Genomic DNA, 15,822 nt, shown 5'->3' with positions numbered 1-15,822 from the left:
ATCGATCTGTTTGTTAAAAAAACAGTTTTTTTGATTGCGCTTACATTTCATCTCTTTTCGAGTATTCAAATGAATTCACGAGATAAATAGATATATAGTCCTATTTATATTCGTATTTTACATTTTTTTGTCGAAAATCAGTGAATTTCGCCAATTATAAAGAAATACAACCCAATCTAATAGAGCTTTACTCTCTACTATTATGGGTTTGTTTCCAATCGTTGCTTTCTAGGGGATCTCTTACATTCAATCCCGAACTGATCCGGCTTCTTCCTCCGTTTCGGCCCTCTCGATGACCGCTGCGAGGAATGCGAGCGTGAGCCCTTGTCCCCAGCCTTGCGCCCACTTACGGTCAATCCGGAGATACCCTTCGATATCGTTCATGACGGCCGTCCCGCCGGATACGTTCGCGACCCGCCCGTTTTCGGTGATATTAGCCAGTATGCCGTCTAATGCCTTCCGAACGTATTTCGCATGCAGCGGATTGCCTTGCATCACCATCGCTGCAGCGATGCCCGCCGTCGCCGACACTTCGCTGTAAGCATCCGGGTAATCGAGCACTGTGCCCCAAAGGCCATCTTCCTTCTGCAGCTTTTTGATTGCTGCAAGCTGGTCGCGCAATGAACTCCAGATATGCATCATCGGGGGATACAGATAGCCTTCCGGCACCGACCTTGCCGCACGGGACATCGTATAGGCCGCCCAAGCATTGGCGCGCGCCCAGTGGATCCCGGACATGTGATCCTTGTTGATATGCGTATAGCCGTGGTACCATAGCCCGTTTTCCTCATCCTGCAAATAATTGATATGCCAGAAGAACTGATGCAGTGCATCATCGATCAATCGCTTCTCCTTCAGCTTGACACCGACGCGCAACAGAAAATAGGCCGCCATAAATAGCGTGTCCGCCCAGCATTGCTCCGGAAAATCATTGTTAGAAGACACCGTATGCTGCAGCACCCGGTCCCCGAAACGCAGCGCCTTGTTCTCCAGATAGTCCACCTTGCTGAGTATGAGATCGAGGTATTTCTGATCGTTTGTTTGATCATAGAGGGTTAGCAGCATGTGCCCCATGGCGCATGTGTTTACCGTCCAACCCGGAATTCCAGCATCGATATACTCGTCGCACCACGCCGCCATCCGTTCCAGATAGGCGCGTTCGCCCGTCACTTCAAACAATCGGCTGACGCCGTAGAACGCAACGCCGCCCGGCCAATCCCACGTCAAATCCATCCCGAAAGTATTGTCCGCCACACGACCGGCAATCTGTCGCAAATCGCTCGCTGTTGCATCAAGTTTCAGTTTCATGTTGCCCTCCATTAATTAGAGCCCCTACTTACGGCAAGGGCTCTGGAAGCTTAGATACGATAATTGCGATTAGCGGAATTGACCCGCATCAATCGCTTTTTTCTTCTCATCCAGAATCTCTTGGTAGCCTGCCTGGAGGAACTTCTTCTTGGCATCCGCATACAGCTTATCAAACTGATCCGGAGGAGACATAACAATCTTCAGGTAGAGTTCCTGGAAGAGGGCGTTCAGGTCCGCTTTATGCTCGGTTACATTCTTGAGTACAACGGAGAACAAAGCATCCGGCGTACGGTATTCTGCGGTAGCATTCCAATTTTTCATCAGCTGTTCGGTCAATTGCTCCTGTCCAGGAACCGTCCAATTGCGCAGGTTCGCCTTGGTTGTCAATTCCGGAGTGGAGAATTCCGCGATTTCGGTCACAAGCGCCCAGTAATCCTTATTGTTGTTGTTGGAAAGCTTCGATTCGCCTTTGAAATCCGCAACTTTCTTCGGCAAGCCATCGGCATCGAGGGTATAGTTCTGACCTTCGACCCCATTCTGCAGAAAGAACAAGTTCTTCGGCTGGCTCATCCACTCGAGATACAACCAAACGGCGACTCGTTCTTGTTCGGTTGATTTGTGGTTAATTCCCATGATGAACCCAAACGGCCAGTCGGCACGTCCCTGCGGCTTGCGACCTTGAGGTACTCCGGCCTCTGGAGGGATGACGGCAAATTGGGCTTTTGGATTGTTCTTCAACGTAGCGGCGAATAGGTCAGTATTACTGGCAAGATAAAGTCCATATGTTCCGGTCCTGCCCGCCACAAACTCGGCTTTGATCTTGTTGTCGTCGTCGCGTAAATAAAACTCCTTGTCAATCAAACCGTTGTTATATTGATAGTTTAAGTTCTTCAGCCAGCGCTCCGTATCAGCGGTCGTGAAATCCGCAACGGCAAGATCGGAATAAAGCGCACGGTACTTCGGATCAATCGGCCAATCGCGGAAGGCATAGCTGTAATTGAATACGTTCCGGGTTAAGGATCCGCCTGATACGCCGAGTCCCGCTGCCTTCCATTTTATGAGCATCTCGTTATATTTCTCTAGGGACGTCAGATCCTCCACCTTCATGCCGACCTTTTCGACCCAGTCTTTCCGGATGAGACTCACAAAGTTGTTATAGTTAGGGCGCTTAGCGAAGATGAACATATTCTTCTTGTCCACTACACCATATTGTTCAATCGTTTTGCTCGTGTTCTTCCAGTAAGTCGGAGCATACTTGGCAACCTCGTCCAGTTTGAGCGGCTGCAAGACCTCTTCGGAGTAGTAGGTAAGCGCCTGTGGCATGTCATAATGGAAGATCATATCCGGCGCCTTACCGGCTGACAGCAGCTGCTCGAAATCCCTCACTTCGTTACTGCGGGAGATCGGCACGAAATTGATTTTGACATTGTGTTTCTCTCCGAATTCCTTCTGGATCCATCGTGTATAGTAGTTGTCGGCTACGTTCCAACCCTCGAACGCTCGATCATACACCGGAATATCGAGGTTGACAGTCTGTGCGAAGCGATTCGAAGAATCAAGCAAGCTGGTGCTTGCGCTCGCGCTTGGATTAGCCGAGGTGGTCGCGGATGGAGATGCTTTGTTCCCGCTGCCGTTATCATTGCAGCCCGCCAAAATACTGGTGCTCATCACGGAGGCCAAAATCACAGGGACCCATTTCTTAATACTCATCGTATTTCCCCCAATATAAAATTAGTTACTATGCAAATGCCGCTTTAAGGTTATTCCTTAACGGCCCCAAGCATCGTACCCCGAACAAAATACTTCTGAATAAACGGATAGACGCAGACGATCGGCAATGTTGCGAATACAACGACCGAAGCCTTGAGCACCTCGGGATTGCTAAGCTCCACTTGGGTGCTCTCCAGCTGAAAGCTTTCGGTCGCTTGGATAACCAGATAATAGAGTTTCAACTGTAACGGCCGCAGGTCGGTATTCTGTTTAATGTAGAACAGAGCATCTTGATATGCATTCCAGCGGCCTACCGCATAAAAGAGTGATAACGTTGCTAAAATCGGTTTGCAGAGCGGGAGGACGATATTCAGTAAAATTCGGAAGTGCCCGGCTCCGTCAATCCTTGCCGATTCCTCCAAGCTAACCGGAATACTACTCGAGATGGAGCTCCTCAAAATCAGCAGATTGAATGCGCTGAACGAAAGCGGCAGTATGAGTGACCATATGCTGTCCAACATTCCCAGGCTATTCATTAACATGTAGTCGGGAATTATCCCGCCATGGAAGTACATGGTGAACACAAAGATAAAAGTCAGCAGCGTACGGCCTTTCAGCTGCTTGCGCGATAACGGATAGGCCGCGCAAATCGTAACGATCATCCCCAGAATCGTGAACAGCACAGTAACGAGGACAGAAACGTAAAGGGATCTTAGGATACTGTCGTCAGCAAAGATTTTCTCGTAGGCATGGGCAGTGAAGCCTTCAGGCCAGAGATACACCTTGTTAGCGATTACAAACGCGTCATCGCTAAAAGATTTGGCGACGACATGTATGAACGGCAGCGTGCACGCAAGGGAGGCAACAATCAATACCAGGTGGATCATCACATCCCAAATGTCAAAGCGAAATCTACGTTTTACGGCATTCGTGCCAGCAGATGATTTCATGGGTTCGCATCCTCTCTAAATCAATCCGTCTTCGCCCAGTTTCTTCGCAATCCGGTCGGCGACCAAGACGAGGACGAGCCCAATGATCGATTGAAATAAACCTAATGCGGTCGCACGGCTGAAGTTGCCGCTTTCAATCCCCCAGCGGTACACCAGAACAGGTATGGTCGTGGTGAACTCAGTAGTCGCCTTATTCTGTAAGGCCATAATCCGCTCGAAGGAGCCACCCATTACACCGCCCAAGCTCAAGATCAGCAAAGTCACGATCGTCATCCGGATCGAGGGTAAGGTAACGTTCCACATTTTACGCCATCGGCCCGCACCATCGACGATAGCCGCTTCATACATCTCTGGATTAATGCCGCTGATAGCCGCAAGGTAGATGATCGACCCCCAACCCATACTCTGCCACACGCCGATGGCCAAATAACTGATTACCCAATTGGTATCCTCCTGTAGAAACGGGATCCTGATGCCTGCCAGCTTCTCGATGAGATTATTCACCATGCCGTTGCCTTCGCTTAAGAGCTGATAGGCGATGGCACCGATAATCACCCAGGATAAGAAATGGGGCAGATAGAGCAGCGTTTGATTCATGCGTTTGAACATAAGGTTTTTGACCTCATTAAGAATAAGAGCGAGTACAATCGGCATCGTAAAGCTGAACATAAGGTCCAGGATATTCAACATCAGCGTATTCCGAATCGCTCGGCCAAAGTCGGGTTTGGCAAAAATCTCTTTAAATACTTCAAATCCTACCCATTCACTGCCCCAGAAGCCCCTCGCGATTTTATAGTCTTTGAAAGCGATCGTGAGTCCGAACATGGAGGCATACTTAAAGGTCAGTACCATTGCTAAAGGAATAAGCAGCAGCACGTAGAGCTGCCAATCCCTGCGCAGATAGTGATATATCCCCCATTTGTACTTCTTGGACAACGATAAAGCGGTTACATTTTTGGCATCAGAAGTTGCCATTGATTTCACAGTCTCACCTCCTCAGTACTTGGGGTTTCCGGTTGATTTACCTCATCGGTTCATTCCGGATCGGACTCATCATACCGTTCAGTTTGCTGATCGGTAAATCATGAGTATTGATTCAACCCGTCATTTTTGATTAATGTGCAGCAAAATCGCTATCCTGGGACTTTCTAATGATCAATTCTGATAGGTAGGAGCAAAAGTTAAGCTGCCTTCGACGGCCATAAGGACCGAAAAGACAGCTTGATGACCCCATGATTTACGTATGGAGTGCCGTTCATTTCTCTTCAGGATGTCCTTGTCTTCTCCGCCTTGTAACTGCTCGGAGGCATCCCTTCGAATTTACGAAAAAACCGGTTGAAGCTTTGTACATTATAGTAGCCAACCTCGAGTGCAATCTGCGTGATGGTCAACCTGGAATCGACGAGCAGCTGCTTCGCTTTCTCGATTCTCAACTGGTTGAGATAATCGATCGTACTCATGCCTGTCATCTCGTACACGATCTTGCGCATGTAAGAGTAGCTGATCCCGATTTCCTTCGCCATGTCCTCAAAGACGATTTCTTCCCGATAGTGTTCGTTTATATAGCTGATGATGCGCTCACCGTAGTTGTTGGTCTCGCCTGGTGAACGCGCCAGGTGCTGCACGATCTCCCCGTAGAAATCGCGAAAATAATCTTCCAGCTCGTCAAGCGTATCGATGGATGCGAGGGTCGCGTAAATATTGCCTCTTCCCGCGAAAATCCGCGCCGTGTTTACATAGTTCTCTCTAAGGTGCTTGATAGTCACGCCTACTAATTGATGGTAAATAAATAAGATATTATCGTAGGAGATGTATTCTGCGGAACGGATTTCGCCGCTTATGATTTCCAGTTCTTTGATGATGCTGTCGAGTTGACCATGGTTCAAGTAGTTTAGAATTCGTCTTTCGCTGTTGGCAGGATAAATATATCTCTTGTCTCGCCCCTCTTGCTCCTTCCAATAGATGATTCCACCACTGCCTGCGATCATGCGGTGCTTTACTCCCTCCATCGCTTCGATCACGCGTTCCCCAACGCTGTCACTCGACTCTGTCGGACTGCTTATACCTATCGTGACAGAGTGTTCCAAGAGCTCCTCCGCTTTATCACGAATATCGCTGATTGCGACGTCAATGCCAGCACCTTCCCTTTCAAATTCCAGCAGCCCGTAGTTAATCACAATAGCGAAGCAGCCATCTCCTTGATATACACATCGTGTATTCACCCCATTCGGAAACATACTGTCGCATTGGGAGATCAGCAGTTGACGATGGGTACTGCGCGTCTCGGGATTGTTCTTGGTCACATATTTCCTGTATCGATCAATCGAGACGACGGCAACTATAAAATAACGGGCCGGAAACATGAGGGCGGCCGGCGGGGTCAGTTCGCCCCGCAGCAGATTATGAACCGCCAGACTGCGGGCATCCTGTTCACGGACATAAAGCAGCCCATGGAGTGCATCCTCTTCCTCCTGCATTCGCCGGAACGCCGCATCCAGATAAGCGAGCTCGTTCCTGCCTTTTACACCCAAATGACCGCGCTTGCGTAATGTCCGGACCAATTCCCTAGCCGGCTTAGATAACCATGTTGCGAAAATGACGGTCAGAATGGTCCCTGCGAAAATAATGCCCGCCGTAAGGAAAATGATATTTTTCTGTAAGGTATGTGTCTTGGTCATTAGTTCATTGACCGAATAAATCTTCACGTAAATCCATCCGAACTGCTTCGACCGAGACCACGTGTAGAGCAACCGTTCTTCGTCAAGCTTGCGTAATACATATCCCTCTGCTTTGTCATGCCCTAAGATCTCACGAATAACGGTCTCCTCACTGCCGTTCTTAAACAGCATGCTCTTGTCATAGTGAGAGATAATGGTTCCCTTTGAATTCATGAGCATGTATCTTTGCTCACCGCTACTTGACGAGCGCATATTATTCTCCATTTGGGTTTCACGCAAATTCACGACAATCGTACCGCGCATGGTAGTTGAGAGCCGGTTGAGCGGCAGCACATAGGAGATAACATCCACACCCGAATCAAGCTTACGCGGATACCAGACCCCACTGATTCCTTCCCGCTCGGCAAGAGCTTCCTTCATCCAATCGAAGTCCTCGTACCGCTCCAACTTCGTGATACCTTTATCTGTCGACACGACATAGTCCGAATCGCTTACGTAAAAGAAGGAGGAATAAACTCCGTCGCCGATCCGGTTAAGACTCATCAGATCTTGCTGTACGGATAATGCGTTAAAGACATTTTCGTAATTCGAATTGATTTCTTCAAAGGTTTTGTAAGCGCGGATCTTGTCAAAGAAATGGGTCGCGGCAAGACGTATCGTGTTCTGGGCAAAGTTGTCGAGCGTATTCTCGTTCAGATTGCGGCTGGCATTCAATCCGGCGAGAGCAGATTCTGCAATGGCGTGCTCCGAATTCCCTAAAATCTGTGCACCGCTGTACCATGTTAACGTCGCTGTTGGAATGGCCATAACGCAGAACAGAATTAATGCTAATTGAAGCATCATCGGAAACCGCTTCATAGCGCCCCTCCTCATTTAAAATAATACATATTCTACCATAAATAACTACCAGATACTTCAATATAAAAAAGGAACAGTTACCGGCCCCGGCGATCTGCTCTCTGTTTATTTCACTATCATTTCCCGTTTCACAAGGTTTGTCCTCCTTTTCTCCCTATAAACTTGAGAAATATTTATATATGTAAAAAATTGTATATTTTCGCTCGGAATATTACTTTTCTTTTTTTTCATGATTATTTGCCACTTCAAAACTTTATTGTCTACTTCAAAACTTATTTGTCACCCGATAATAGTCTAAACGTCACCTGTTGGGTGACAAATAAGTTTTGAAACGCAAGAGGCCAGCAAACATAAGGGTTTGCTGGCTTATCAATATAAAATCAATTTACAAATAAGTTTTGAAGTACTTCTTACAATATACCCTTACTTCGTTATTCTTACATTATCAACATATAAGGTGCCTGTGTCATTGCCAGCAACACCAAACGCCAACTTGTTAAGATCTACTGCTGTCGTATCTTTGTAGCTGAATTGATTGGCCTTGATCGCGCCATTTACATACACATCGTACTTTTTCGTAGCGGTATTCATTACAACCTTAACATCGTACCATTTGCCATAGGTCATTGGCTCTAAAGCCGTAAGCGTCGCTCCATTGTACGCTCTCAAATAACCGTTATTTAAGCCAATTTGCAAGGCAATTTTACTTGTGCTGTCTGCGATGAGGAAATCTTTCCAACTGGCTTCCTCTGTGCGCAGCGTAGCTTTGAAGGTCAAGATGCCCGTTTGCGGACCGAATGTTTTCTTCGCATTTGCGTCATTCGTGTTGACGGTTTTGTTGATTTTCATGCTTCGATCTGGCCCCGCCAATCCTACGCTAGGCTCGTTCTCCACGGTAACGGCACCCCCAGTGGCCGCCGTTGTCCAGTTCGTCGGAGCACCGCCTGCTGCTGGATAGGTATTCATCGTATCTTTGAAAATAAACGTTCCAGGATCGATCGTCCTTCCAAGTGCAGGAACCTCATCTCTCGTAATGGTAACAGCATTGCCATACATGCTTTGAATAGTGGCAGGATCGTTGCCAGGTGCATTTGACGTAGGGTATGGATAGAAGTTATTGTCGGACCATCCAGTGGTCCATACTAGGAACCATGTATAATCAAAGTTCGTTTGAACTGATGATTCAGTCGGAAGGAGACCGATCTCTGCTAGACCGAACCGTTTGCTGCCAAGGAGTGTCGTCAACTCGCTATTTGAGCTCGTAAATTCTGTATCCGTACGACTATTGGTATAGAGGTCAACCCCGCCCAGATCCACATAGGCGTCCCCTGGGTAATATGTGCTGTTCTGCGTACCTGTCTTATCGGGAGACCAAACCCAAATTAGGTTGTTCAAGCCGTGATAATTCGTATATCGGTCATACATATTCTGCCATAGTTTTTTGAAGCTGGCACCGCTTTTTCCACCCCACCAGAACCAGCTGCCGTTCATCTCGTGATAAGGTCTCCAAAGTACAACAACACCTTGATCCCGCAAGGATTTCAGATAACCCGCTATCATATCGACATGCGTCAACCACTTGTTATATTGGGTAGTTCCAGGGGTCGTTATGGCATCAAAATCCGCTTGTGACATGTGACAGATGACACTATCCCAGCCGACATCATCGGGTATACACTCAAGAGGGTTGATCTCATGCCATGAAATCTGGACAAGTCCTCCCTTCTTCCAGTAATCTGCCGATTGTTCGACTATTGTACTCCGCTCTGTACTTAAATCGGTTAGGGACCCGTACGAATGTTTAAATCCAAAATCATAACCAATCATGGCAGGAAATTTACCCGTTAGTTCGGCTACGCGATCGATTTCGTTATAGCCATACTTATCTCCAGTTACCATTTGTCCGGAAATGATTTGATTATTCGTATAAACTGTATCAAAATAATTTAACACATCCTTTACAGCTTGTGTCGCATTCGGATTAGCCGGGGTTGCGGCGTAGGCATTGGTTCCGCCAATCCCTTGGAAGACAGGTGATACCAGGGCCACTAGAAGAGCACCTAGAAGGCACTTTGACATCCATTTGTTCATCATTACGATATTCCTCCCTTGAATTGTGGTCATTTTCGTTTCGTCCAATGCAAGAACTTACCAAATCGTCCCCTTACCTCCTTCCTACTACCACCCCCCCTTCATTATATAAAGCGCTTTCAGAATCAATTAGAAAACATGCTGCGAACTGTAAGATGGCCGTATGCGCAACTGAAATTCCTGGATAACACTATGCAACGGCCAAGTCATTTTAACAACTCATAGCTGCTCATTCATTTCTTGTAGTTTCTTCGAGTCTGTCTTTTTACTTTCACGGAACTCCGATGGGGTTACACCCGTTCGTTTCTTGAACTGTTTCAGGAAATAGTTGAGATGAACAAAGCCTGTTTGTTCGCATATGTCCGCAACGCGCAATTCGGTCGTGGCCAGGTAAAAGCAAGCCCTCTCGATGCGAATACGCTGCACATACTGGATAAATTGCTCGCCGGTTTTTTTCTTAAACAAACCGCTTAAATACTGCTCTCCCATGTTGACGTATTTCGCCATACCTTTGAGCGTTAGTTCCTTATCATAGTTGCTATTCACGTATTCGATGATTTTGTTGACCTCTGGATGATCCGAAGTTGTAGGCTTCATTCGGTGATCAGAATACAATCGGATGCGCTGTAACAGTTGTTCTAAAGCTTGCTGATGACTTGCCGCTTCTGCCCAGAATGCCTTTCCGGCAGGCAGTTGATTGGATAACCGAGCCAACGACTTATCCAATCGGTCGGCAGTTTCTTTAACTATTACTGCTGCCGTTTGTTGATCCTTGAACTCATGCCATGCTATTGCTAATGATTTCTCACACTCCGCCCATTGCATAGCTTCAAATAGCTGAAGAATATAACGCTCTTGTTTCCATGAAAAGCTTTCAACTGGCAATCTGCCCGCCTTACGCAACGTGGAATCTAGACCGTACCAATCTAGGCCAATCTGCTGAAGCGCTGATACCCATCCATCTCTCCATGCCTTGGAAGATAGCCATGTCGAAGAGATTGGTTCCGTATCTGCCTCGTTTAAAAGAATATCAGACTCATCTGCCCAGACAAATATGGTCACAATTCCCCAATCGACAAAACGATGCACAAGTAATTTGTCCTGACAGTCCATGCCAAATCGGCTAATAATCCGATCTTTTCCTAGGGATGCATCTGTTGCCAAACCGACGAATAAGCGTACATATGCGGGAAGGGGATGCCCCCCTCCCTCAGCCTCACTTGACTCCAGTTCCTCCTTGCCATGCATGGATCTCCAAGCTTTCAGATATAAATTAAACATTGGCGCTTTGGTTCGTTCATCGCGCTTTTTAATTAAACTTTGTTTGGTCTTTCGTAAAATGGCTTGCAGCTCATCCGTATCCATAGAGGCTTTGAGCAGATACCCCACGGCGCCGTATTGTAGGGCCAACCTCGCATATTCAAACTCGTTCACGCAGGTAAGCATGATAAACTCCACCTCGTGACCCTTTTCCTTAACCAGCCGAAGCAACTCGATGCCATTCATAACAGGCATCATGATATCAGATAAAACTACATCCACCTGATGGGATTGCATGTACTCCCAGGCCTCATTGCCATCCTCAGCTTCAGCCACGACCMTGAAGCCTAGTGCCTCCCAATCGATGGCTTGGCGAATCGAGCGACGCACGTAGGGTTCATCTTCCAGAAGCAGTAGATTCCACATGTCCTACACTCCCTTTCTTCTTAATCATACCCCATGTTCAGGTTGATACGGATTCGATAGTAATAAAGGTATTTGGATACGAACATGCGTCCCTTCCTCTTGGGGAATCAACTCGAGCTTGCCCTCTTCCTTGTAGAGGAGCGACAATCTCTCTTTCAGATTGCTTAAGCCGATACCTTTACGTACGCGAGGTAATTCGTTTGTTTGCTTTTGAAAACCTACGCCATTATCCTGTACATCGATGAGTAGAAAGCGATCCTCGCTAGCCACGGTCACCTTAATAATCCCCCCTTGCTTACGATGTACAAGCCCATGTTGAATGGCATTCTCGACAAGCKGTTGTAGACTTAGCTTTGGTACTAACGCATAGTCCAGCTCAGCCTGGACCTCATACTGCACATCAAAACGGTGGTCATACCGGAACGCTTGAATATACACATAGGAATGTAATAACTGCATTTCATCCTGCAGAAAAACCAAATCCCTGTCGGTATTTAGACTGCTTTCCAACAACTTAGCAAGTGCTTTGCACATTTCTGCCGTCGTTTCATTGCCAGCATTGCTGGCAGTCCATTTAATAGTATTAATCGTGTTGAGCAAAAAGTGCGGATTCATCTGGGTTAAGAGCATTTGAAACCGAATCGCTTCTTTCTGTCTCTCTTCTAATTTGAGCTGCCCGATCAAGCCTGTCACATCGTCAACCATCCCATTAAAAGCGCGGACAAAGGACAAGATCTCGCCCCGATGAGGGTGCTCGGGCTGTTTGATATTCATTCTTTTCTCCGCAGCCTCCTTCATCCGGGTTTCCAGAAGTCGAAGTGGACGAGTCAGTGTGGATAGTGTCAAGAAAGAGATGCCTATGAAAAAAGCGATAATCAACAGGTACGTAAGGAATACCTGGCGCTTAAGTGCTTGGATATCTCCAAAGAAAAAATCAAGTGGAAATTGACTGACCAAGTAAGAAGATATAGAAGGAATATAGGTAGCGTTATAAACGTAATGTCCAGATTTATCTATGGTATATTCATTTGGTTTCGTTTTGCCTTGATTCAGAATGAGAGGCTTCAAGAGCGAGTCTATCGCGAATGCCGTATTAGTTTGAGAAATGACTTTCCCCTGTTGATCTAACATGTAGTAGTTTTGTTTGACTTGTATGCCGCTTGCCGAATTCAACAACCATTGATCGATATCCACGCTCGCGTGCACGCGCAGCCATTCACCGCCGGCCATCTGTGAAAGCGAATATAAGGAGAGAACGTTCTTCCTCCTGGTATCCGTCAGCGATCCAGTAAGTACTTGCTCGAACTCCCACTTAAGCAATAAACCGTCTAATGGGAGTTTGGCCGACAATTCAGTAGCCATCCTGATATGCTGCGGGCCTTCGTTATTCTCTGCGAGAGGAAGCGAGGTATACGCCCTTCCTTGCTCATCGGCCAACGTATACTGAATATAGACACTAGTGGGTAAAAATGTACTCTTAATCGCGTCTAACTTTTCCTCGACGATACGGGTCTGTTCTGCTCCAGGTGAGCGATTAGCCCCAGCAATTAACTCTGGAATGCTGCTGTTGCGTTCAATTTGCAAAACCGAATTCAACGCGGTCAGCCGCAACTCATCCAGCTGGGATTTCATTTGGCCGAGCTGAATGACGTTCTGTTCACTAATTTTTTCCTCAATAATGGTTTCAATTTGGTTGTAGTTGTGAATTTGTAGAATCGAGAACGGAATGAAGATAACTAAGAGAAAGGTAAGGAAAATCCGATTTTGCAATTTGGCAGGCCATAGCCTCCGAATTCGTTGAAACATGCAGTTCCCCCTCTAGATCCGGCGCATCATTAGATCTTTTTTGGATATCTTAGCATGTCGTCAAGCATTGGGTAAATGACTTCAGCCATCCGCATGAATCCGAGATCATTGGGATGACATCCCTCAATCGTGCACGATTCACGATTCGTATCTCCAAAGAAACGTTCACCTTCCATAAAGTAGACGAATTCATCTCCTGCTGCTTTCGCATTGTGATAAGTTCGTTGAATAATCGCTCTTCTTTGGGCTGCCTCCTCTGGCCTCAAATCGAAGTCCGGCTTTGTAAGAAGGAGAACGGGAAGCTCAGGTTGATCTCGTCGAATTTCCTTGAAAAACGGTTCATGTGTGCGTTCAAGGTGTTCGATTGTCGGCGCATTGTGATCATAATCCATGATAAAAACGCTCATTGCCAAGCCGGCAATATAGGCGGCTATTTCGGGTTCCCCTTTTGCCGCTCCTGAAAAACCTAGATTTATATAATCCGCATCCAGCCATCTGGACAGCAGTGCCGTGTAAGCATTAGCTGGCCGGGTAGCACAACCTCCCTCCGTAATCGAAGAGCCATAGAATACCATAGGCAGTTCAAAAGTGTACGGAGTTGGAGATTCGAGATGGGCATCATCTTCAAGTTCAAATACCATATCTTCCAGTTCAACATTTCTGGGTAAATGGATGGTGATATCTTCTAGCTCATTATTTTTCTCAAAAGTAAGCAAAGCTGTTGTCTCTTCATAACTTTTAGGCGCAATTAAACCTGCATAACGAATATTCAGCTTTGAACCGATGTACACATCTGATCCAGCAGAACCCGATAGAGGTATCGCCCAGTCAACGTAATTGTTTTTCAACTTAACATGTATAGTAATCTTCGTTGAATCGGTGCGGAATCGGATACGTCCACCTACGGGAGACTTCGCTCGCTTTGCTACCCCATCCGACACTTCCCCAAGCATCTCCTCTGGCAGACGCCAAAAACGATGTGGCAATAAATGATGCTGCAGACCATAAATTTTAATGGGTTCCTGTGTGCAAGGGTATGGTTTCATGGTGATTTCATCTCCTGTATTGTGCTGTTTGCGCACACACTCGGTGGGAAAATCCCCCACCGCTTTTGTGTGATGGGGGCCTTCCATTTACTTGGTCAATCCGAGAGCCGCAGCTTGCTTCGTAACCGCATCGGTATACAACTTATAATTGTATGTCCCTTCTAACGTAGCAAGGAATTTGTTGTAGTCCGTGATCGGCGTTTTACCATAAACGAATTTCGTCATTTCTTCTTGAATGAATGTGTCCGCATCCGCTTTATTGAAGCCAGTCGGCAAATCGATCATCTTATCCACAACGGGCAAACGCGGTAAATTAGCTTCAAGATCAATAAAGGATGCTTGCCCAGGGAATTTCGTTTTTAAATACGGAAGCTCAGGGCGACCTGTGAATTGGTAAACAAATGTATACCCATTTTCCTTCTTACCTTGGTCTGTGATGCTGATCTTATCGCCGTCCACTTTAAAGTGAACATCTTTAACCCCGTAATCAACTAAGTTATTGCCTTCTGTTGTAGAAACATAATTGAGAAGCTCAATAATTTTATTCAGCTTATCCGGTTGTTTCTCGAGCGACTTCGGAAGAACGATCATCGCGCCTGAAGCACCAACATCCTTGGTACCAGCAAATTGCAGACCGTTCGGTCCCTTTAGCGCCGACAGTTGAACCCAATCTGCATTTGGATTGGCTTGCTTCCACACTTTTACCTGCTCATCACGAACAATACCGCTCCAGCCATCATAAATGATGCCAACTTTCCCCTGATACGCCTTATCCTTGGATGCATTCCCTTTGTTGCTCAAAAACTCTGGATCGACGATGCCAGCATCAATAAACTTTTTCACTGAAGATAACGCATCTTTCATAGCCGGGTCATAAAGTGCGTTAGTTAATTTTCCATTTAATAAAATACTTGGCGTTAACGACGAGGAACTATTGGTGACCCCGTAAGCGCCATATACAGGCGCAAAGGTATCCATACCTGTCCCCGTGATTCCGAGCGTATCCTTCTTGCCGTTGCCATCAGGATCATTCTCGGTAAATGCCTTTGCTACATTAAACAACTCATCAACTGTTGTTGGCGCTTTTAATTGCAATTTATCAAGCCAATCTTTCCTGATCCAGTATGTAAAAATGGTAATGCCAGGCGCCTTAGGCAATGCAATCTGCTTACCACCGACAACACCCTTTGGCAATTGGTCTGCGGTTACAAATTTCTTGTAATCGGCCAACTTGTCGAGATAAGGCCCCATATCAAGCAGCACACCGCTTTGGGAGAGTTTCTGTACCAGATCTTTCGATACCAGCATGAGATCTGGGGGATTTCCTCCCGCAATTCGAGTGTTTAGTTTGGTTACAAAATCATTGGCTTCCATCGTCATCATCAAATCGGTATTTAGCTTTTTATTCAGTTCGTTCTTCACAAAATCTTCCTTAGGAAATCCAGGTCCATCGGCAGAAGTGACAGTCCCTTCTTGCATGACTTCAATTTTCACAGGAGCTGCGGCTGGTTTCGTCGATGCCGTTCCTGCCGTTCCTCCCGTTGATACAGCGGTTTCTGAGGATTTGGTGCTCGAACATGCTGCAAGTAGCGTCATTGCAAGAAAAATAGCGGTTACAGATTTCTTTTTCATGTTTACCCCTTCTTTCACTTATTATTTTATATGTGAACGCAATGTCTCGTCTATCTG

The 15,822-nt window shown here is 46.5% G+C and carries 10 protein-coding genes; all 10 read right to left on the bottom strand.

Annotated features, from left to right (window positions below):
• Positions 1 to 246 precede the first annotated feature (246 nt).
• The 10 genes from AB4114_RS06555 to AB4114_RS06510 all read right to left on the bottom strand — a co-directional run bounded on the left by AB4114_RS06555 (position 247) and on the right by AB4114_RS06510 (position 15,765).
• The gene (locus AB4114_RS06555) at positions 247 to 1,308 is read right to left on the bottom strand and encodes a glycoside hydrolase family 88/105 protein (protein ID WP_441987703.1); all 1,062 of its coding nucleotides are present in this window, start codon (positions 1,306 to 1,308) and stop codon (positions 247 to 249) included.
• 69 nt (positions 1,309 to 1,377) lie between these two features.
• Positions 1,378 to 3,018, bottom strand: coding sequence for an extracellular solute-binding protein (locus AB4114_RS06550; protein ID WP_441987702.1), 1,641 nt, complete (start codon positions 3,016 to 3,018; stop codon positions 1,378 to 1,380).
• A 50-nt stretch (positions 3,019 to 3,068) separates the two neighbouring features.
• Positions 3,069 to 3,968: a carbohydrate ABC transporter permease gene (locus AB4114_RS06545; protein WP_441987701.1), complete on the bottom strand. Its 900-nt coding sequence runs from the start codon at positions 3,966 to 3,968 to the stop codon at positions 3,069 to 3,071.
• Between the two features lie 15 nt (positions 3,969 to 3,983).
• Entirely contained in the window at positions 3,984 to 4,943 is a 960-nt protein-coding gene (locus AB4114_RS06540; RefSeq protein WP_441987843.1) for an ABC transporter permease, read from the bottom strand.
• Between the two features lie 290 nt (positions 4,944 to 5,233).
• Positions 5,234 to 7,504, bottom strand: a complete 2,271-nt coding sequence (locus tag AB4114_RS06535; protein WP_441987700.1) for a helix-turn-helix domain-containing protein — start codon at positions 7,502 to 7,504, stop codon at positions 5,234 to 5,236.
• A 423-nt stretch (positions 7,505 to 7,927) separates the two neighbouring features.
• Positions 7,928 to 9,598 carry a glycosyl hydrolase gene (locus AB4114_RS06530; RefSeq protein ID WP_441987699.1) on the bottom strand — a complete coding sequence of 557 codons (1,671 nt, stop codon included), beginning with the start codon at positions 9,596 to 9,598 and terminating at the stop codon, positions 7,928 to 7,930.
• 216 nt (positions 9,599 to 9,814) lie between these two features.
• Positions 9,815 to 11,281, bottom strand: a complete 1,467-nt coding sequence (locus tag AB4114_RS06525) for a response regulator transcription factor (RefSeq protein ID WP_441987698.1) — start codon at positions 11,279 to 11,281, stop codon at positions 9,815 to 9,817.
• A 24-nt stretch (positions 11,282 to 11,305) separates the two neighbouring features.
• Positions 11,306 to 13,087, bottom strand: a complete 1,782-nt coding sequence (locus tag AB4114_RS06520) for a sensor histidine kinase (protein WP_441987697.1) — start codon at positions 13,085 to 13,087, stop codon at positions 11,306 to 11,308.
• A gap of 29 nt (positions 13,088 to 13,116) precedes the next feature.
• Positions 13,117 to 14,133 carry an SGNH/GDSL hydrolase family protein gene (locus AB4114_RS06515; protein WP_441987696.1) on the bottom strand — a complete coding sequence of 339 codons (1,017 nt, stop codon included), beginning with the start codon at positions 14,131 to 14,133 and terminating at the stop codon, positions 13,117 to 13,119.
• 87 nt (positions 14,134 to 14,220) lie between these two features.
• Positions 14,221 to 15,765 carry an extracellular solute-binding protein gene (locus tag AB4114_RS06510; RefSeq protein ID WP_441987695.1) on the bottom strand — a complete coding sequence of 515 codons (1,545 nt, stop codon included), beginning with the start codon at positions 15,763 to 15,765 and terminating at the stop codon, positions 14,221 to 14,223.
• Positions 15,766 to 15,822: the final 57 nt, after the last annotated feature.

Origin of the sequence: Paenibacillus sp. 2RAB27 (assembly GCF_052115445.1) — a bacterium.
GTDB lineage: Bacteria > Bacillota > Bacilli > Paenibacillales > NBRC-103111 > Paenibacillus_E.
This window is presented reverse-complemented; position numbering and strand designations above follow the sequence as displayed.